An 18,617-nucleotide genomic window follows, 5' to 3' on the forward strand; every position below is an offset into this window, starting at 1 on the left:
GTGGCAGGGTGGAGCGGGCAAGCCTCAGGGGGCCAACATAAGAGGGGGAGTCCGTGATCGTCTGGATCAACGGCGCGTTCGGTGCGGGCAAGACCACCACCGCACGGGAACTGATCGAGCTGATCCCGAACAGCACGCTCTTCGACCCCGAGGTCGTCGGCGGGACACTGGCACACCTGCTGCCGGCCAAGCACCTCGCCGAGGTCGGCGACTACCAGGACCTGCCGATCTGGCGACGGCTCGTGATCGACACAGCGGCCGCCATGCTCGCCGAGCTCGGCGGGACCCTGGTGGTCCCCATGACCCTGCTGCGCCAGGAGTACCGCGACGAGATCTTCGGCGGCCTCGCCGCCCGCCGGATCGGCGTCCGGCACATTCTCCTCGCCCCGGCCGAAACGATCCTGCGCGAGCGAATAGCCGGCCGGGAGGTCCCGCCCGACCTCCCCGACGGCGAGATGCGGGTACGGCAGTGGTCGTACGACCACATCGAGCCGTACCGCGCCGCCCTCGCCTCCTGGCTCACCGCGGACGCCCATCCCGTCGACAGCGGCGCCCTCACCCCGTACGAGACCGCCGTCCGCATCGCCGAGGCCGTCGCCACCGGCGAGGCCGGCGCGTGCGACATCGTGCAGACGCCCGAGCCGACGGCCGAGACGATCGCCGCGGGCGTGCTGCTCTTCGACGAGCAGGACCGGGTGCTGCTCGTCGACCCCACCTACAAGGCCGGCTGGGAGTTCCCCGGCGGTGTCGTCGAGCCGGGCGAGGCGCCCGCCCGGGCGGGGATGCGCGAGGTCGTCGAGGAGACCGGCATCCACCTCGTCGACGTACCGCGCCTCCTGGTCGTCGACTGGGAGGCACCGCGCCCGCCCGGCTACGGCGGCCTGCGCCTCCTCTTCGACGGCGGCCGCCTCGACTCCGCCGAGGCCGCCCGTCTGATGCTGCCCGGCCCCGAACTGCGCGACTGGCGCTTCGCGACCGAGGAGGAGGCCGCGGAACTGCTGCCACCGGTGCGCTACGAGCGGCTCCGCTGGGCACTGCGGGCCCGGGAACGCGGCGCGGCGCTCTACCTGGAGGCCGGCATCCCGGCGCCGTGACCGCGGGAGCCGTACTCCCAGATCCGGTACGGAGGTGCGGTCAGCCGGCTCTCCGTCTGGAACCGTCCGCTGAACGCGTCCATCGCGGCGGCCGTCCGCGCATGCCGTGAGACGAGCTCGGCGGCGGCCTCCGGGATGCCCTCCGGCCGGGCACCGCCGGCGCAGGCGCGGATGAAGGCGGAGCGCTCCTCGCCGCGATGGCCGTACAACTCCGTGACCAGCCACAGAACCAGGTACAGGGAGGTGTACGCGCGGTCGTAGGGACGGTGGCGGTCGAAGAACTCGCGCTCGGGCGGGGCGAGTCGGAAGCGTGACGAGAGGGAGAGGCCGAAGTCGGTGAGGTAGAGGCGGCGGCCGTCGGTGAGGATGTTCCCGAAGTGGGCGTCCATGTGGAGGAGTTCGCGGGCGTGGAGGAAGGAGGTGATGGCCTCCAGCCCCTCGTCCACCAGGCGGCAGGCCTTGTCCGCGTCGCCCGCGGCGAGTTGGGCGCGGAGCCAGTCGTGGAGGGTGTGCGGCACGTACTCCAGGAACAGCGTGACGCTCGCGGTGGCCGTCCGTAAGGCCTCCAGGTGCCGACGCAACCCCGGATCGCCGCCCCAGTAGGCGACGGCCCTTTCCGTGTCCGCCAGTTGGGGTGGGAGGAGGTTCCCGGACTCGGGCAGGACGCGCCAGTGGTGCAGCAGCGGGAACCCCGAAACCGCGTCCGCCAGTACCCAGTCGGTGGTCATCTCGTGCGCGGCGAGCTCCCGCCAGGCGCCGAAGCCCGGGCTGGGGATGCTGCCGATGCCGTAGTGGCAGTACGGCGGTGTGCCGAAGAGGTTGGCGGTGGAGCGATGGTTGTCCGGGCGCCGCTCGACGTCGGTGAGCGTCACCCGCTTGACGAAGACCTGAACACCGTCGACATCGATCAACGTCGCCCGCCCACCGACTCCGTGCCCAGCCGGCACACCGCCCGCCACCAGCGCGCCGAGTTCGGTGTCGCTGAGCTGGGCGAGGGTGGTGGCGGTGGTGGTGTGGTGGGTGAGGCGGGGGCTGCGTGGCATGAGCCCCATCTTCGGCGAGAGGCGTCGTACGTATCCCCATGTTCAGCGAGAGGCGTCGTACGTGTCCGCCGATCGCCGGATCGCCGCCGAAGCCCTCCCGACCACCGGATCGCCATGGCCGAAACAGGCCACGTCGGTGTCGAGTTCGGCCAACCGGTGGAAAGAGGCCATGGCCTGCGCGCGATCCAGGTTGAAGACGCCGGGCATCACCTTGCCGTCGACCGGCGAAGCGGCGACGGCGTCGCCCGTGAACAGGACGCCGTGGGCCGGGAGATGGAGGGCGACACTGCCGTGGGTGTGACCGGGGACGTGGATCACGTGTGCTCCGCCGCCGAAGTCGAGAACCTCGTCGGCGGAGAGTTCGGTGATGGCCGTCGGCCGCGACCAGTCGCCCTGTGGGAGACGCCGGACAGCCTGTGCGTGGAGCGGGCGCTCCCAGTCCTCGAACACCGGCGGCGGGGCCGGGAGTTCACCCCGGACGACCGGGGCGTCCATGCGGTGGGCGAGGACCTCCGCGCCGCTGAGTCTCGCGAGTTGGGCCGTTCCACCCGCGTGGTCCTCGTGGAAATGGGTCAACACGATGCGCCGGATGTCGCCGAGGGACGCCGCCACGGCGGCGATGGCCGCCCCTGAACCCGGCGGACCCGCGTCGACCAGTGTCAAGTCCTCACCGTCGCGCCAGACGTAGGCCTGGCCGACGGGGAAGCGGAGGAGGTGGAGGTGGCCGGGGATGAGTTCTACGACTTCCATGGACATGGACGCGACCGTAGAAGGGCCCCCGTCCCCGGACGAGGGCCCTCTGCTGACGGCAGAGCGGTCAGCTCGCCGCGTAGTTGCGCAGGAACAGGGCCTCCGTCACCGACAGGCGCTCCAGCTCCTCCGGGGAGACGCTCTCGTCGACGGCGTGGATCTGGGCCTCCGGCTCGCTCAGGCCGATCAGGAGGATCTCGGCCTGCGGGTAGAGGGAGGCGAGGGTGTTGCAGAGGGGGATCGAGCCGCCCTGGCCGGCGTACTGCATCTCCTGGCCGGGGTAGGCCACCGACATGGCCCGGGCCATCGCCGCGTACGCCGGGCTGGTCGTGTCCGCGCTGAACGCCTGGCCCTGGCCGACCTGTTCGATGCTCACCCGGGCACCCCACGGCGTGTGCGCCTCCAGGTGGGCCTGCAGCAGCTTCGTCGCCTCGGTGGCGTCCACGCCCGGCGGCACCCGGAGGCTGACCGTGGCCCGGGCGCCGGCCTGCACGGACGGGGTGGCGCCGACGACCGGCGGGCAGTCGATGCCGAGGACGGTGACGGCAGGGCGGGCCCAGATGCGGTCGGCGACCGTGCCCGAGCCGATCAGCTCGACACCGTCCAGCACCTTCGCGTCCCGCCGGAACTGCTGCTCGTCGTACTGCAGGCCGTCCCAGCGGGATCCGGAGGTCAGCCCGTCGACCGTGGTCGAGCCGTCCTGGGCCCGCAGCGAGTCGAGTACGCGGATCAGCGCGGCCAGCGCGTCGGGGGCCGCGCCGCCGAACTGGCCGGAGTGCAGGTTGCCTTCGAGGGTGTCGACGCGGATGCGGAGCATCGTCATCCCGCGCAGGGTCGTGGTGACCGTCGGCAGACCCGCGCGGAAGTTGCCCGCGTCGCCGATGACGATCGTGTCGGCCGTGAGGAGGTCAGGGTGCTCCTCGGCGTACCGCTCCAGGCCGCCCGTGCCCATCTCCTCCGAACCCTCGGCGATGAACTTGACGTGCACCGGCACGCCACCGTTCGCCTTGAGCGCCCGCAGCGCCAGCAGGTGCATGATCACGCCGCCCTTGCAGTCGGCGGCACCGCGCCCGTACCAGCGGCCGTCGCGCTCGGTCAGCTCGAACGGCGGAGTGGTCCACGCGGCCTCGTCCAGCGGCGGCTGCACGTCGTAGTGGGCGTAGAGCAGGACGGTCTTCGCGCCCTCGGGGCCGGGCAGGTAGCCGTAGACGGACTGGGTGCCGTCGGGGGTGTCGAGCAGCGCCACGTCCTGGAAGCCCTCGGCGGTGAGCGCGTCGGCGACCCAGTTCGCGGCGCCCTCGCTCTCGCTCCGCGGGAACTGGTCGAAGTCCGCCACCGACTTGAAGGCGACGAGCTCGGCGAGCTCCGCCCTTGCTCTCGGCATCAGCGAGGCGACGGTCTCGGCGACCGGATTCGACGACATGGGCACGCTCCTCGTGGGTGCGACGTTGTACGAGTGGATATCGGGATCCTCCCACAGTGGCCTGCGGCGACGTCGGTCGTAGGATGCGGGGGACAGTGCGGCAGCGGTTTGATCGGGAGCAGCAGACCATCGTGAGCAGCGAGAACTCTTCGGCGGACGACCCTTCGGCGGACGGCGTGCAGGACGACGTGCAGCGGGTGTGGGACGTCGTCGTGGTCGGCGCGGGACCCGCGGGGGCCTCGGCCGCCTATGCGGCGGCGGTCGCGGGACGGCGCGTGCTGCTGCTGGAGAAGGCCGAGCTGCCCCGCTACAAGACCTGCGGCGGCGGCATCATCGGCCCCTCGCGCGACTCCCTGCCGCCCGGCTTCGAGCTGCCCTTCCGGGACCGGGTGCACGCGGTCACGTTCTCCAACAACGGCCGCTTCACCCGTACCCGCCGCTCCAAGCAGATGCTGTTCGGGCTGATCAACCGGCCCGAGTTCGACCAGCAGCTGGTCGAGCACGCGCAGAAGGCGGGCGCCGAGCTGCGTACGGGCGTCACCGTGCAGCGCGTCGAGCAGCACGGCTCGGCGGTGCCGGACCGGCGCACGGTCGCCGTGGTGCTGCAGGGCGGCGAGACGCTGCTGGCGCGGGCCGTGGTCGGCGCCGACGGCAGCGCGAGCCGGATAGGAGCACATGTCGGGGTGAAGCTCGACCAAGTCGACCTCGGCCTGGAGGCGGAGATCCCGGTGCCGGAGACGGTCGCCGAGGACTGGCAGGGGCGGGTGCTCATCGACTGGGGGCCGATTCCCGGCAGTTACGGCTGGGTGTTCCCCAAGGGCGACACGCTCACGGTCGGTGTGATCTCGGCGCGCGGTGAAGGCGCCGCGACCAAGCGGTACTTGGAGGAGTTCATCGGGCGGCTCGGGCTCGCCGGGTTCGAACCGAGCATCTCCTCCGGGCACTTGACCCGCTGCCGCGCCGACGACTCGCCGCTCTCGCGCGGGCGGGTGCTGGTGTGCGGGGACGCGGCGGGACTGCTGGAGCCGTGGACCCGGGAGGGCATCTCGTTCGCGCTGCGCTCGGGGCGGCTCGCGGGGGAGTGGGCGGTCCGGATCGCCGAGGCGCACGACGCGGTGGACGCCCGCCGCCAGGCCCTCAACTACGCGTTCGCGATCAAGGCGGGCCTCGGCGTCGAGATGAGCGTCGGCCGACGGCTCCTGACGGTCTTCGAGCGCCGCCCCGGCCTGTTCCACGCGGCCCTGACCGGATTCCGGCCGGCGTGGAACGCGTTCAAGGGGATCACCCAGGGCTCCACGTCCCTCGGCGAACTCGTCCGCACCCACCCGATGGCGCAGCGCGCGCTGACGGCCCTCGACCGACGCCAGGCGGACACCGAGCCGGCAGCCACGCCCGAGTCGGCTCCCGCGACGGAGACGGAGGGGGCCGGCTCCTGACGAGGGGCTGAGCGTCGAGCCGTGAGCTCCCGGTGGGCCGAGTGCGACGCCGTCAGCCGGTGACCGTGATGCGGAACACCGGGTGGTCGGGGGCGATGCGACGCAGCTCGGAGTCGGGGGAGTCCGGGCCGACGCCGTTGAAGAAGACGCCGACCTCGGCCTTCCAGCGCTTGAGGTACGCCCGCAGCAGCGGGACCTTGTCGTCGTCGGCGACCTCGGTCGCGGTGAACGCCTCGACGTTCTTGCCCAGGCGCAGCTCGCCGCCACCGGCCGCGCGCATGTTGTGCGTCCACTGGACGTGACCGCGTGGTGCCACCAGGTACTGCTCGCCGTCCACCGTCAGCAGGTTCACCGGGGTGGTCCGCCACTCGCCGCTCTTGCGGCCGCGGACCGCGAGGACCCGGGAGCCCCAGATGCTGATGCCGCGGCGGGTCATCCAGGCGACGGCGCGGTTGAAGACGTTGACGGTGAACCAGCCGGGCTTCTGGACGTGCGTGGACATGGTGACCCCCATCGGTTGAGACATCGGTTGCGATCTTCGCTTGCGATCTTCGGGTGCGATCTTCACTTACGAGAGCGCCGCTCGCTTTTGTGAGCACTGCTCTCGCTTCGCTTGTTGAAGAGTCTGCACCGGATCGGTGATCCAAAGCAAGAGCACCGCTCTCTTTTTTGTGCAGTGCTCTCGTTTGTGTGCACTGCTCTGGTTTCGTGGGACACTGAACCGCATGAGCAGCGCACACGGAGCCCGCGCCCGAGCCAGGATCGAAGTCACCGCGGCCATCAAGGAAGAGGCGAGCAGACAGCTCGCGGCCGAGGGTGCCGCCAAACTCTCGCTGCGGGCCGTGGCGCGCGAACTCGGCATGGCTTCCTCCGCCATCTACCGCTACTTCCCCAGCCGCGACGACCTGCTGACCGACCTCATCATCGACGCGTACAACTCGCTCGGCGAGGCCGCCGAGGCGGTGCAGCACACCGCCACCGACCCGGTTCGCCGCTGGGTCACCGTGTGCGAGGCGGTACGCGGGTGGGCGCTCGCGCATCCGCACGAGTACGCGCTGATCTACGGCTCCCCGGTCCCCGGCTACACGGCGCCCCAGACCACGGTCCCCCCCGCCAGCCGCGTCGGCCTCGTCCTGATCGGCATCGTCCGCGACGCCGTCAAGGGCCGCGGCGTGACCTTCCCCCCGCTCGCCGCCGAACTGCGCCCCGAGGCCGAACGCCTGGCCGCCGACATCGCCCCCGACCTGCCCCCGCAGGTGGCGGCGGCCCTGGTCGCGGCCTGGGCCCAGCTGTTCGGGCTGGTCGGCTTCGAACTGTTCGGCCAGTTCAACCGCGTGGTCGAGGACCGGGAGCCGTTCTTCCGGCACGCGGTGGGGCAGCTGGCCCGTGGAGTGGGGCTGAGATAGGCGCGGTCGGCCGGCGTACTTCCCGGGGAGTACGCCCGGTCACCCCGCCCGGCTGACGCTCACCAGGGCGGATGCCGTCTAGCGTGGCGGGCATGGACGAGCAGCGTGGGCGCGGGGGCGGGCCGCCGCAGTGGTGGGGGCACGGGCCGCCGTGGTTGCGGGGCCGGGGTGAGGAGGGGCCGGCACGACAGTGGCCGTGGCCGTCCACCGTGCTGCTCACCTTCTTCGTGCTCGGCGGCTCCAACTACGCCGCACATCAGCAGCACGGTGTGCGCGCCGACCTCGACGTGTTCGCGCGTGTGCTGCTGATCGTCGGTTCGGGGCTGCTGCTGTGGCGGAAGCGGTATCCGGTGTTCGTCGCGTTCGGCACGGCCGGCGCCGCGATGGTCTACCTCGGCGCCGGTTATCCGTACGGGCCGGTCTTCCTCACGGTCGCCGTGGCCTGCTTCGGCGCCATCGTCGCGGGGCACCGGCGGGCCGCCTGGGCCGCGATGGGCATGCTCTGGGCCGGGCACGTGCTGGTGGCCCACTGGCTGTACCGGTGGCTGCCGCCGACCGGGGACGCGGAGATGCCCTGGGGACAGGAGGCCGTGGTCGCCGCCTGGGTGGTGGCGATCACGGCGGTGGCCGAGCTGACCCGGACCCGGCGGGAGCAGTGGGCCCGGGAGCGGGCCGAGCGGGCGCAGGCGGCCCGGCGGCGGGCGGACGAGGAGCGGCTGCGGATCGCCCGCGAACTGCACGACGTCCTCGCCCACAGCATCTCGGTGATCAACGTCCAGGCCGGTGTGGGTCTCGCCCTCCTCGACACCGACCCCGAACAGGCCCGCACCGCGCTCACCACCATCAAGGCCGCCAGCAAGGAGGCCCTCGGCGAGGTCCGCCAGGTCCTGGACACCCTGCGCACGCCCGGGGACGCCCCGCGCGCGCCGGCGCCCGGCCTCGACCGGTTGCCGGAGCTGGTGCAGCAGGCCGCCAGCGCCGGACTGACGGTGTCGGTCGAGGGGGAGCCGCCCCGGCTCGCGCCCGGCACGGACCTCGCCGCGTTCCGGATCGTCCAGGAGGCGCTCACCAACGTCGTACGGCACTCCGGTTCGCGGCAGGCGCGCGTGCGTGTCGAGCACGACTCGCGTGCGCTGCGGCTGCGCATCGACGACGACGGGCCCGCGACCGGCGCGGACGCGGGCGGCAGCGGCAACGGCCTGGCCGGAATGCGGGAGCGGGCCGCCGCCCTGGGTGGCACGATCGAGGCGGGCCCGCGCCCCGACGGGGGGTTCCGGGTGCTCGCCGTACTACCGCTCAAGGACCTCGCCGTACTACCGCCCAAGGGCAAGGAGGACGACCGGTGATCCGCGTACTGCTCGCCGACGACCAGTCACTGGTGCGGGCCGGCTTCAAGGCGCTGCTCGACGCGCAGCCGGACATCGAGGTGGCCGGCGAGGCCGCGGACGGCGAGGAGGCGCTGCGCAGGGTGCGCGAACTGCGGCCCGACGTCGTCCTGATGGACATCCGCATGCCCGCGCTGGACGGGCTGGCCGCGACCCGCCGGATCACCGACGACGAGGCACTGCGGGGCGTCAAGGTGGTCATGCTCACCACCTTCGAACTCGACGAGTACGTCTTCGAGGCGATCCGCGCCGGCGCCTCCGGCTTCCTGGTCAAGGACACCGAGCCGGACGAACTCCTGCGCGCGGTGAGGGCGGTGGTCGAAGGGGACGCTCTGCTCTCGCCGGGGGTGACCCGGCGCCTGATCGCGGAGTTCGCCGCCCGCTCCAAGGAGCCCGCGGCCGAGGGCGCTCTCGCCGAACTCACCGAGCGGGAACGGGAGGTGATGGCCCTGGTCGGCATCGGCCTGTCCAACGAGGAGATCGCCCGCCGCCTGGTCGTCAGCCCGCTCACCGCGAAGACCCACGTCAGCCGCACCATGGTCAAGCTGGGCGCCCGGGACCGGGCCCAACTGGTCGTCCTCGCCTACGAGTCCGGGTTGGTGCGGCCGGGCTGGCTGGGCTGAGGCCCGCGCCGGAAGCGCACCAGGACGCTGACGACCCGGGCGACGAACAGGACGGGCGCGAGCGTCAGCCCCGTACGCAGGAGTACGCCTTCCACGGTGTCCGGCAGATCGAAGAGGAGCGCCGGCCCGGCCACCGCCCCGAACACCACCGCCGCCGCGAACACCGCGCTGACCAGTGCGTAACCGACCTCGACGACCATCGCGTCCTGCTCGGCCTTGTGACGCCGTCCCCCGTACCCGTCCATGCCCCCAGTCTCACGGCCGTGTGCCCGGCGGGGCAAGCAGGCCCCGCCGGGCACACGTGAGGAGGCGTCCCCCTAGTCGCGTACGGGTACGCGATCGGCCTCCGGGGAAGTGGACTTGGCGACCACGACGGACTTGGTCGTACGGCGGGTGCGCACCCCCGTGAGGGTGATCAGCAGCCCGGCGACCGCGATGCCGGTGACGACCACCAGTCCGGGCCGATAGCTGTCCAAGACGGCCTGCGGGGTGGCGTGTTCGGGGGCTCCGGCGGTGACGACCGCCGTCACCACGGCCAGGAAGATCGCGCCGCCCACCTGCACCGAGGTGTTGAGCAGACCGGAGACCATGCCCTGCTCGTGGTCGTCGACCCCGTTGGTGGCCTGGATGTTGAGCGAGGGGAAGACCAGCGCGCAGGCCGCGCCGATCAGCAGCATCGACGGCAGGATCACGGCTGCGTACACCGGGTCGAGGTTGATGCGCAGGAACAGCGCGTACCCGACGACCATCAGCGCGAAGCCCGCCGCGATCAGACGCTGGGTGCCGAACCGGTCGACGATCGAGCCCACCTTGGTCGAGGAGACCGCGACCAGGGCGCCCGCGGGCAGGAAGGCGAGCGCGGTGTGCAGCGCCGACCAGCCGAGCAGGGACTGCATGTAGAGGGTGGTCAGGAACTGGAAACCGACGTACGAGCCGAAGAAGGCCAGTGCGCCGAGCTGGGCGCGGACCTGGTTGCCGGAGCGCAGCACGCCGAGCCGGACCAGCGGACCGGGCGAACGCCGCTCCACCAGCACGAACACGGTCAGCAGGACGGCGACGGCGAGGAAGGACAGCAGCGTGCGCGCCGATCCCCAGCCGACCTCCGGCGCCTGTACGACGGTGAACACCAGCAGCAGCATCGACGCGGTGCCGATGACGGCGCCGGGGATGTCGTAACCGTTGTGGTCCTTCTCGCGTTCGCTGCGGGGCAGCAGCTTCAGGCCCGCCAGCAGGGCGGTCAGGGCGACCGGCGCGGGCAGCAGCATGGTCAGGCGCCAACTGGCCTCGGTGAGCAGGCCGGAGAGGACCAGGCCCATGGAGAAGCCGGTGGCCGCGCAGGTGGTGTAGATGGAGAGGGCGCGGTTGCGCAGCGGGCCCTCGGCGAAGGTCGTGGTGATGATGGACAGGCCCGCCGGCGCGGTGAAGGCGGCGCTCAGGCCCTTGACGAAGCGGCTGGCGATCAGCAGCGGTCCGGAGTCGACGAGACCGCCGAGCAGCGAGGCGACCGCGAAGACACCCAGGGCGACCAGGAAGACCTGGCGCCGGCCGAGCAGGTCGGCGGTGCGTCCGCCCAGGAGCAGGAGACCGCCGTAACCCAGGATGTAGCCGCTGACGATCCATTGCAGCGTCGAGGTGGACAGGTCGAGGTCGGAGCCGATGGACGGCAGGGCGACGCCGACCATCGACACGTCGAGCGCGTCGAGGAACATCGCGGCGCAGAGCACCAGCAGGGTGCCCCACAGCCGGGGAGTCCAGCGGACCGCCGAGGACGGGGCCGCGGGAGTGGTGAGCGGAGAGGTCATGACGACAGACACTACATGCATGTGCATGAGATGCAAACGCATTTAATTCACGTGCAATAAAGTTGTTTCTCTGCTACGGTGCGCGCATGGCGGCGAAGAAGGCCGAGCAGGCGCTCGTGGACCAGTGGCGGGACATCCTCGCGCTGCATGCGCGCACCCAGTGCGAACTGGACCGTGCGCTGCACCAACACGGCCTGTGCGCCAGCGACTTCGAGGTGCTGGACGTACTGTCCGGCGACTCCTGCGCCTACCGCGTGCAGGAGATCTCCGAGCGCGTGCACCTCAGCCAGAGCGCCCTGTCCCGGCTGATCGCCCGGCTGGAGAAGGACGACCTCGTCGAGCGCGCCATGTGCGCCGAGGACCGCCGCGGCGTCCGGGTGGCCCTCACGCCGAAGGGACGCGCACTGCACGGCGAGGTGCTGCCGGTGCAGCGCGCGGTACTGGGGCGGATGCTGAGCGAGTGACGTTCAGCTCCAGGTGACGGCCGACTTCTCGCGCCACAGCGCGGCGACGGAAGCGTCGCCCGTCACCTGCGGGAACGGCACCCGGTTCCACAGCGCCAGGTACAACTGGACGGCGGGGCCCGCCACTTCGCAGTCGGCCTCCTCACCCGTCCCGCCGCGCTCGGTCGTCGGGGGCTCCTGGGACAGTCGTACGGTCCACACCGCGCCGTCGCCGTCCGTCGCCCGCACCCGCAGTACCCGGGGCTCGACGCTGCGGACCCTGCTCCGGGCGCGGGCGTGGAAGCCGCGCAGCAGCTCGTCGATGCCGTCCGCCGCGAAGGCGGGGTCGACCGCGGCCGGTGTGCCGCCCCTCGCGGACTCGGCGTCGATCCGGTGCACGGTGGTCTCGTGGGCCTGCCGCCGGGCCCAGAAGGCGAGCGGGGACGGCGCGGGCAGGAAGTGCCAGCACCGCACGTCCGGCGCGGCCGAGGCGAGCGTGTCGACCAGCCGGCGGTGCCCCTCGCGGAACCAGGTCAGCAGCTCCGCGCCGTCGAGGTCGGGCAGCCCGCCGTCCGGATGGTACGAGGTGTGCCCCTCGGCGACGTAGGCGGTCGCCCACCGGTGCACCATCCCGGTGTGCCGCAGCAGGTCCCGCACCTGCCACTCGGGGCAGGGCGGCACCTTGGCCTCGGTCCCGGCCTCCTCGGCGGCCGCGGCGAGCAGACCGCCCTCGCGGTCCAGGATCCGCACGAACTCCGCTGTCTCCATGGGGGGAGTGTGCCGGATGGAGTGCGGTCGAGGGGAAGAGCGCCGCGGGTTTCCGGTGCGGGTGAGGGGAACGGCATGCGGGCGAGGCGGTGGCGGCCGATGATGGGAGGCGACCGGCTGTCGTGCTCGGCGAGTCGAGGGGACCGATGCCGTATGAGCTCCTTCTCACCCGGATTCCGGGGAAGAGCCCGTTCCCTCGCGGACCGGCTGCCGCCCGGCCAGTACCCCACCGAGCAGTTCCCCGTGCTGTCCGCCGGGCCCACACCGCGCGTCTCCACCGACACCTGGGCCTTCACCATCACCACCGAGACCGGCGAGACCCACTCCTGGTCCTGGACCGAGATGATGGCCCTGCCGCAGCAGGAGACGGTGACGGACATCCACTGCGTGACCCGCTGGTCGAAGTTCGACACCCCCTGGCGAGGAGTCTCCCTCGACGCCTTCTTCGAGGACGTCGAGACGGCCGCGGACTTCGTCCTCGCGCACAGCTACGGCGGCTACACCACCAACCTCCCGCTGGAGGACCTCCTCGACGGCAAGGCCTGGCTCGTCCACACCTACGACGGCTACCCGCTCTCCCCGGAGCACGGCGGCCCGGCCCGGCTGCTCGTGCCGCACCTGTACCTGTGGAAGTCGGCGAAATGGGTGCGCGGACTGCGGCTGAGCGACGACGACGAGCCGGGCTTCTGGGAGTCCGTCGGATACCACGAGTACGGCGACCCCTGGCGCGAGCAGCGCAACTGGGGGGACTGACCGTGGCCCTCGCCTGGCGCGCGGCCCGGCTCGACGAGCGCCGCCCACAGACCGCCACCGCCCGCTCCCTCGTCTTCACCGTGCCCGGCTGGCCCGGCCATCTGCCCGGCCAGCACGTCGACGTGCGGCTCACGGCCGACGACGGCTATCAGGCCGTACGCAGCTACTCGCTGGCGGCGCCCGCCGACGGCGACCGGATCGAGCTGGGCGTGCAGTCCGTGCCCGGCGGCGAGGTCTCGCCCTACCTCGCCGAGGAGCTGCCGCCCGGCGCCGAGGTCGAGGTGCGCGGGCCGCTCGGCAACTGGTTCGTCCGGCGCCCCGAGCAGACCGAGCCCGCCCTGCTGATCGCGGGCGGCTCCGGAGTCGTACCCCTCGCGGCGATGATCCGCGCCCACCGCCGGGCAGGCGCACCGAGCCTCCTCCAGCTGCTGTACTCCGTCCGGACCCCCGCCGACGTCTGGTACGCCGACGAGCTCACCGACCACGATCCCCGACTCGACGTCCGCCTCCTGTACACCCGGCAGGCCCCGCCCGGCACCGCCCGCGCCCCCGCCCGCCTCACCCTCTCCGACCTGGAGAAGCCGGCCGCCCGGCTCGAATCCACCGGCACCGTCTACGTCTGCGGTCCCACCGGCTTCGTGGAGACCGTCGGCGATCTGCTCCTCGACCTCGGGCGCGACCCCGCCACCATCCGCACCGAACGCTTCGGCTGACCGGAGGCCTCCATGGCAGACGACACCGCCCACCTCGACGGGAACTGTCTCGCCGGGCCGCTCTCGGAGATCCTCGCCGTGGAGGCGACCACGGCCTGGTGGCGCTGTCCCGAGTGCGCGCGCTCGGGGCCGCTCGCCGAGCTGCACGTCTTCGGACCGGACCCGGGGCTGACCGCGCGCTGCCCCGGGTGCGCGTACGTCGCCCTGCGGCTGGTGCGGGAGGGGGAGTACGTCTGGCTCACTCTGGGCAGCGGAACCGGTGCGTTCCGTTTCCGCGCCGTGACCTCGTGAAACGCCTGTGCCGAGGCTCATGCGGCGAAGATCCAACCTTCACGCGCGTTTCACGCCACGAGGACGTAAGTTGTGGGGGACACCAGGCCAACTCGGGGAGTCCCCATGCCGCTTGAAGGCTCGCTCATCAACAGCAACGTGCCGCACTCGGCCCGTATCTGGAACTACTGGCTGGGCGGCAAGGACTGCTACGAGATCGACCGGCAGGTCGGCGACCAGATCGTCGCCGCCAACCCGCACATCATCGACATCGCCCGGGCCCAGCGAGGCTTCCTGGTCCGTGCCGTCGAACACCTCGTGCGCGACATCGGCATCCGGCAGTTCCTGGACGTCGGCACCGGACTGCCCACCGCCAACAACACCCACGAGGTCGCCCAGCGGGCGGCCGCCGAGTCGCGGATCGTCTACGTCGACCACGACCCGATCGTGCTGGCCCACGCCGAGGCGCTGCTCACCAGCACGCCCGAGGGCCGGACCGACTACATCGACGCCGACCTGCGCGACCCCGACGGCATCCTGGAACAGGCCGCCAAGACGCTGGACTTCACCCAGCCCGTGGCGCTGATCCTGCTCGGCATCGTCGCGCACGTCACCGACGACACCGCCTACGGCATCGTGGAGCGCCTCGTCGACGCCCTCCCGTCCGGCAGCTACCTGGTGTTCTGCGACAGCACCGACGCGATCCACCCGGAGCAGCAGCGCGCGATGGTCGAGCAGTGGAACTCGGCGAGCGACAACCCCCGCGTCAACCGCAGCCCCGAGCAACTGGCCCGCTTCTTCGACGGAGTGCAGCTCCTGGAGCCGGGCCTGGTCTCGGTCTCCCGCTGGCGCCCGGAGGGCACGGGTGCGGGGCTGCCGGCCGAGGTGGACAGCTTCGGCGGGGTGGCGCTGAAGGCGTAGAGGGAGCAGAGGGAGGGGCGCGCGCGTCCGGCCGCCCGGCCGGGCCACAACTCCTCCGGGTTTACGGGGCTGTCGCAAGGGCACGCGGGCACGAAGGTCGTCATGGCCGTCGTATCCCCGTATGCACGTCGGACCGGGCGGAGGACCCGAGATGACCGACAAGACCCCGGACACGGATGTTCTCGTGGTGGGCGCCGGTCCCACCGGGCTGCTGCTCGCGGCCGAGCTCGCCCAGGCCGGTGTGGCGGCCACGCTCGTGGAGCGCCGGGCCGAGGAGTCGAACCTGACGCGCGCGTTCGCGGTCCACGCCCGCACCCTCGAACTGCTCGACTGCCGCAGCCTCGCCGACGAGCTCATCGCCGGCGGCGTCACGATCGACAGCGTCCGCCTCTTCGGCCGGGCCGACCTCGACCTGGGCCGGCTGCCCACGCGGTTCCCGTACGTCCTGGTCACCCCGCAGTACGAGACCGAGCGCGTGCTCCGGGAACGGGCTCAGGCGCTGGGCGTGGGCGTGCGCCCCGGCACCGAACTCGTCTCGCTGCGGCAGGACTCCGACGGCGTGGACGCCGAACTGCGCACCCCGGACGGGAGCCTGCGCACCGAGCGCGCCGCGTACCTGGTCGGAACCGACGGCGTGCACAGCACCGTGCGCCGCCAGTTGCGCATGCCGTACGTGGGGCGTTCGTCGGTGATGCGCTCGGTCGTGCTCGCCGACGTACGGCTCGCCGAACCCCCGTCCCAGGTGCTCACCGTGAGCAGCAGCGGCGACGGGTTCGCCTTCGTCGCGCCCTTCGGGGACGACTGGTACCGGGTCATCACCTGGAACCGGCGGCGCCAACTGCCCGACGACGCACCCGTGGACCTCGACGAGGTGCGCGAGGACACGCGTCGCGTGCTGGGCACCGACTTCGGCATGCACGACGCCCGCTGGATGTCCCGGTTCCACAACGACGAACGGCAGGTGCCCTGTTACCGGCAGGGCAGGGTCCTGCTGGCCGGAGACGCCGCGCACACGCACTCGCCCGCCGGGGCCCAGGGCATGAACACCGGCTTGCAGGACGCCTTCAACCTCGGCTGGAAACTCGCCGCCACCGTGCGCGGCGACGCCGACGAGGCACTCCTGGACAGCTACGACGCCGAACGGCACCCCGTCGGCCGGGAAGTGGTGCGTATGACGGGAATGCTCCTCCGGCTCGTCGTACTGCGCGCCCGGCCCCTGCGGGCGCTGCGCGGCCTCGTCGGCGGCAGCGCCCTGCGTGTGCCGGCCGTCGCGGACAAGGTCGCGGGCGCGCTGTCCGGTATCGCCATCCGCTATCCGTCCCCGCTCGGCGCCCATCCGGCGGCCGGAGCGCGCGCCCCCGACCTGCCGTTGTCCCCCGAAGACGGACCGAGCAGGCTCCACGAGGCACTGCGCACCGGCCGGTTCGTCCTGCTGGTGTCGGCCGACGGGCAGTCGTACACCGGCGAGGTGGAGGGGTACGACGTGGACGTGCACGCGGTGGCGGAGCCGCGCGCCACCGCCGTACCGCCGCTCGTCCTGGTACGGCCCGACGGCTACATCGCCTGGGCCACCGACCAGCAGGACCCCGCCCACCGGGGCCGTGAGCTCACGGCCGCCCTGGAGCACTGGTGCGCCCGCCGCCCGGCCCGGAGCGCCGCCACCTCCGCCTGGTGAGACGCACCGACCTTCTATACACTTCGCGTATACGTGGTGTGTATAGTTCGCGCAGTGCACGACAAGCGGCACAGGGACGAGCGCGAGCGCGGAGGCCGGGATGGCTACGACCACGACACCCGACGGACTCGCGGTGCGCGAGGGCGCCCGTGGCACCTGGTCAGCGGCCGTCCCGGCGGCCGCGGGCGGCGGGCTGCTGCTCGGCGTGCTCACCAACCTCGCGCAGGGCCTGCTCCCGGGAGCCTGGAACCAGCTCGCCAACTCGGGCGCCGTCTGGTCCGCCGTGGCCTTCGTCGCCGGTGCGCTGCTCGCCCGCGAAGGGGGCGTGCCCCGGGCCGCGGCCGGCGGTCTTGCCGCCGAGGCCGGACTGGTCCTCGGCTACTACGGCTGTGCCGAGTTCGGCCGCGACGGCATGGGCGACCTCCTCTTCCCGCTCGTCTGGCTCGGCATGGCCTGCGTGGCCGGGCCTCTGTTCGGCGTCGCCGCGCACTGGTGGCGGCGCGGCCCGGACGCAGGGCGCCGGATCATCGGCCTTGCCGCCTTCGCCGGGCTCTTCGGCATGGAGGGCGTGACGGCCGCGTGGGACCTCCACTACGCGTCCCAGGCCTGGGCCTGTCTCGCGGCGTTCGCCCTCGTACCCCTGCTCATGGCCCGCACCCATCGCGAGCGAGCCCTCACCCTGGCGGCGGCCGTGCCCTGCGCCCTCCTCGCCTACGCGATCGTCGAACTGCCCCTCCAGATGATCTCCGGCTGACGCAGCGGACGGCAGCTCAGTGCTCGGCGGCGTGCCGCGTCGCGACGCCGATGACCGCGGCCGTGGCGGCGAGGACCGCGACGCTGGTGAGGGCGGCCGGGAGAGAGAACCAGTCGGCCATGAAGCCGATCGCGGGCGGACCCAGGAGCATGCCGCCGTAACCGAGGGTGGAGGCGATCGCGACTCCGTCGGGGCCGGCCAGGGTGCCGGCGCGTTCCACGGCGACCGGGAAGAGGTTGGCGAGGCCGAGTCCGGTGACGACGAAGCCGAGGATGGCCGCCCAGAGGGAGGGGGCGAGCGCGCCGAGCAGCATGCCGACGGCGGCGGTCGTGCCGCCGATGGTCAGGGTGCGGGTGCGGCCCAGGCGTTCGAGCAGCCTGGTGCCGGTGAGGCGGCCGATCGTCATGGCCAGAGCGAAGCAGGAATAGCCGACGGCCGCGGCGCCGGCCGAGGCGTGCAGGTCCTGTTCGAGGTGCAGGGCGCTCCAGTCGGCCAGGGCCCCTTCGCCGTAGGCCGTGCACAGGGCGATCAGACCGAAGGTGACGACGAGCCCACGGGTCTGTGAGTCGAGGCGGCGGCGCGGCACGGACTTCTCCGGCGCCAGGTTCTCCGGTGGCGCGGGGGGTTCGATGCGCAGCAGGGTCCGGCCCGCGACGGCGGTCACGACCAGGCCGATGACGGTGAGACCCAGCAGATGCCGGGTCGGCGAGAGATGACCGGCGACGAGTCCGCCGAGCCCGGCGCCGATCATGCCGCCGAGGCTGAAGGCGGCGTGGAAACTGGGCATGACCGGGCGTCGCAGGGCCCTCACCAGGTCGACGGCCGCGCTGTTGAAGGCGACGTTGATCCCGCCGTAGGCGCTGCCGAAGACCAGCAGTACGGCGCCGAGGGCGAGCGCGGAGTGGGTGAGCGGGGGCAGGGCGACGCTGAGGGAGAGCAGGATGCCGCAGACGACGGTGACCTGGTGGTTCCCGTAGCGCCGGCACAGCCGCCCGGTGAGCATCATCGTGATCACCGCCCCGGCGGAGACCCCGAGCAGCGCGAGCCCGAGGGTGCTGGCGGAGGCGCCGGTCTGCTCCTTGATCGCGGGGATGCGGACGACCCATCCGGCGAAGATGAAGCCGTCCAGGGCGAAGAAGACGGTGATCGCGACTCGGAGCCGGGTGAGGGCGTCGCCCGGCACGACGCTGTGCGTTCGGGCTTTGTTTATTAGCGGCACAAACTCAGGCTAGGTGCGGGGGGTGGACGGGGCAAGGGGTTGTGGCGTGCGCGAGGACGTTGCGTCGGGCGGCCGGGCGGGGCCGGGGCGAGCATGCGTCAGGGGTCATCACTCGACGAGGGAACGGATCTCGCTGGGT

Annotated in this window: 20 protein-coding genes; 12 read left to right on the forward strand and 8 right to left on the reverse strand. The window is 72.3% G+C overall.

Going from position 1 to position 18,617, the window contains the following annotated elements:
* Window positions 1-53: 53 nt before the first annotated feature.
* Entirely contained in the window at window positions 54-1,094 is a 1,041-nt protein-coding gene (locus MQP27_RS29620; RefSeq protein WP_242769019.1) for an NUDIX hydrolase, read from the forward strand.
* Here MQP27_RS29620 and MQP27_RS29625 read toward each other — a convergent pair.
* The 3 genes from MQP27_RS29625 to MQP27_RS29635 all read right to left on the reverse strand — a co-directional run bounded on the left by MQP27_RS29625 (window position 1,064) and on the right by MQP27_RS29635 (window position 4,310).
* Complete coding sequence (locus MQP27_RS29625; protein WP_242769020.1) at window positions 1,064-2,137, reverse strand: protein kinase family protein; 1,074 nt, start codon at window positions 2,135-2,137, stop codon at window positions 1,064-1,066. The genes MQP27_RS29620 and MQP27_RS29625 overlap by 31 nt on opposite strands.
* 42 nt (window positions 2,138-2,179) lie before the next feature.
* Window positions 2,180-2,887, reverse strand: a complete 708-nt coding sequence (locus MQP27_RS29630; protein WP_242769413.1) for an MBL fold metallo-hydrolase — start codon at window positions 2,885-2,887, stop codon at window positions 2,180-2,182.
* Between the two features lie 67 nt (window positions 2,888-2,954).
* The gene (locus tag MQP27_RS29635; protein ID WP_242769021.1) at window positions 2,955-4,310 is read right to left on the reverse strand and encodes a dipeptidase; all 1,356 of its coding nucleotides are present in this window, start codon (window positions 4,308-4,310) and stop codon (window positions 2,955-2,957) included.
* Between the two features lie 131 nt (window positions 4,311-4,441).
* Between MQP27_RS29635 and MQP27_RS29640 the strand changes: the two genes are divergently transcribed.
* The gene (locus MQP27_RS29640; RefSeq protein ID WP_372511349.1) at window positions 4,442-5,746 is read left to right on the forward strand and encodes a geranylgeranyl reductase family protein; all 1,305 of its coding nucleotides are present in this window, start codon (window positions 4,442-4,444) and stop codon (window positions 5,744-5,746) included.
* Window positions 5,747-5,798: 52 nt separating this feature from the next.
* On the opposite strand, the gene MQP27_RS29645 is transcribed toward MQP27_RS29640, so the two are convergent.
* On the reverse strand, window positions 5,799-6,248 hold the full coding sequence (locus tag MQP27_RS29645) for a nitroreductase family deazaflavin-dependent oxidoreductase (RefSeq protein ID WP_242769022.1): 450 nt from the start codon (window positions 6,246-6,248) through the stop codon (window positions 5,799-5,801).
* Between the two features lie 223 nt (window positions 6,249-6,471).
* On the opposite strand from MQP27_RS29645, the gene MQP27_RS29650 reads away from it, so the two are divergent.
* The 3 genes from MQP27_RS29650 to MQP27_RS29660 all read left to right on the forward strand — a co-directional run bounded on the left by MQP27_RS29650 (window position 6,472) and on the right by MQP27_RS29660 (window position 9,160).
* Complete coding sequence (locus MQP27_RS29650) at window positions 6,472-7,152, forward strand: TetR/AcrR family transcriptional regulator (protein WP_242769023.1); 681 nt, start codon at window positions 6,472-6,474, stop codon at window positions 7,150-7,152.
* Window positions 7,153-7,244: 92 nt separating this feature from the next.
* Complete coding sequence (locus tag MQP27_RS29655) at window positions 7,245-8,498, forward strand: sensor histidine kinase (protein WP_242769024.1); 1,254 nt, start codon at window positions 7,245-7,247, stop codon at window positions 8,496-8,498.
* Window positions 8,495-9,160 (forward strand): response regulator transcription factor, encoded by a 666-nt coding sequence (locus MQP27_RS29660; RefSeq protein ID WP_242769025.1) that lies wholly within the window; start codon window positions 8,495-8,497, stop codon window positions 9,158-9,160. The genes MQP27_RS29655 and MQP27_RS29660 overlap by 4 nt, the downstream gene beginning before the upstream one ends.
* Here the strand turns inward: MQP27_RS29660 and MQP27_RS29665 are convergent.
* Complete coding sequence (locus MQP27_RS29665; RefSeq protein ID WP_242769026.1) at window positions 9,121-9,405, reverse strand: DUF6332 family protein; 285 nt, start codon at window positions 9,403-9,405, stop codon at window positions 9,121-9,123. The two genes, MQP27_RS29660 and MQP27_RS29665, sit on opposite strands and share 40 nt — an antisense overlap.
* Before the next feature lie 72 nt (window positions 9,406-9,477).
* Window positions 9,478-10,962, reverse strand: a complete 1,485-nt coding sequence (locus MQP27_RS29670) for an MFS transporter (protein ID WP_242769027.1) — start codon at window positions 10,960-10,962, stop codon at window positions 9,478-9,480.
* An 86-nt stretch (window positions 10,963-11,048) separates the two neighbouring features.
* Between MQP27_RS29670 and MQP27_RS29675 the strand changes: the two genes are divergently transcribed.
* The gene (locus MQP27_RS29675) at window positions 11,049-11,426 is read left to right on the forward strand and encodes a MarR family winged helix-turn-helix transcriptional regulator (protein WP_242769028.1); all 378 of its coding nucleotides are present in this window, start codon (window positions 11,049-11,051) and stop codon (window positions 11,424-11,426) included.
* Window positions 11,427-11,429: 3 nt separating this feature from the next.
* Here MQP27_RS29675 and MQP27_RS29680 read toward each other — a convergent pair whose 3' ends face one another.
* Entirely contained in the window at window positions 11,430-12,173 is a 744-nt protein-coding gene (locus MQP27_RS29680; RefSeq protein ID WP_242769029.1) for a maleylpyruvate isomerase family mycothiol-dependent enzyme, read from the reverse strand.
* 153 nt (window positions 12,174-12,326) lie between these two features.
* On the opposite strand from MQP27_RS29680, the gene MQP27_RS29685 reads away from it, so the two are divergent.
* The 6 genes from MQP27_RS29685 to MQP27_RS29710 all read left to right on the forward strand — a co-directional run bounded on the left by MQP27_RS29685 (window position 12,327) and on the right by MQP27_RS29710 (window position 17,259).
* A complete protein-coding gene (locus MQP27_RS29685) occupies window positions 12,327-12,926 on the forward strand; it encodes a sulfite oxidase-like oxidoreductase (protein WP_242769030.1) in 600 nt (199 codons plus the stop codon).
* A gap of 2 nt (window positions 12,927-12,928) precedes the next feature.
* Complete coding sequence (locus MQP27_RS29690; protein WP_242769031.1) at window positions 12,929-13,639, forward strand: ferredoxin reductase; 711 nt, start codon at window positions 12,929-12,931, stop codon at window positions 13,637-13,639.
* Between the two features lie 12 nt (window positions 13,640-13,651).
* Window positions 13,652-13,930, forward strand: a complete 279-nt coding sequence (locus MQP27_RS29695) for a DUF6510 family protein (RefSeq protein ID WP_242769032.1) — start codon at window positions 13,652-13,654, stop codon at window positions 13,928-13,930.
* Window positions 13,931-14,035: 105 nt separating this feature from the next.
* A complete protein-coding gene (locus tag MQP27_RS29700; RefSeq protein WP_242769033.1) occupies window positions 14,036-14,830 on the forward strand; it encodes an SAM-dependent methyltransferase in 795 nt (264 codons plus the stop codon).
* A gap of 151 nt (window positions 14,831-14,981) precedes the next feature.
* Complete coding sequence (locus tag MQP27_RS29705; RefSeq protein WP_242769034.1) at window positions 14,982-16,505, forward strand: FAD-dependent monooxygenase; 1,524 nt, start codon at window positions 14,982-14,984, stop codon at window positions 16,503-16,505.
* A 100-nt stretch (window positions 16,506-16,605) separates the two neighbouring features.
* On the forward strand, window positions 16,606-17,259 hold the full coding sequence (locus tag MQP27_RS29710; protein WP_242769035.1) for a DUF6518 family protein: 654 nt from the start codon (window positions 16,606-16,608) through the stop codon (window positions 17,257-17,259).
* Between the two features lie 16 nt (window positions 17,260-17,275).
* Here MQP27_RS29710 and MQP27_RS29715 read toward each other — a convergent pair whose 3' ends face one another.
* Window positions 17,276-18,442, reverse strand: coding sequence for an MFS transporter (locus MQP27_RS29715; protein ID WP_242769036.1), 1,167 nt, complete (start codon window positions 18,440-18,442; stop codon window positions 17,276-17,278).
* Between the last annotated feature and the right edge of the window lie 175 nt (window positions 18,443-18,617).

It is taken from the genome of Streptomyces cylindrosporus (assembly GCF_022698165.1).
In the GTDB taxonomy this organism is placed as follows: domain Bacteria; phylum Actinomycetota; class Actinomycetes; order Streptomycetales; family Streptomycetaceae; genus Streptomyces; species Streptomyces cylindrosporus.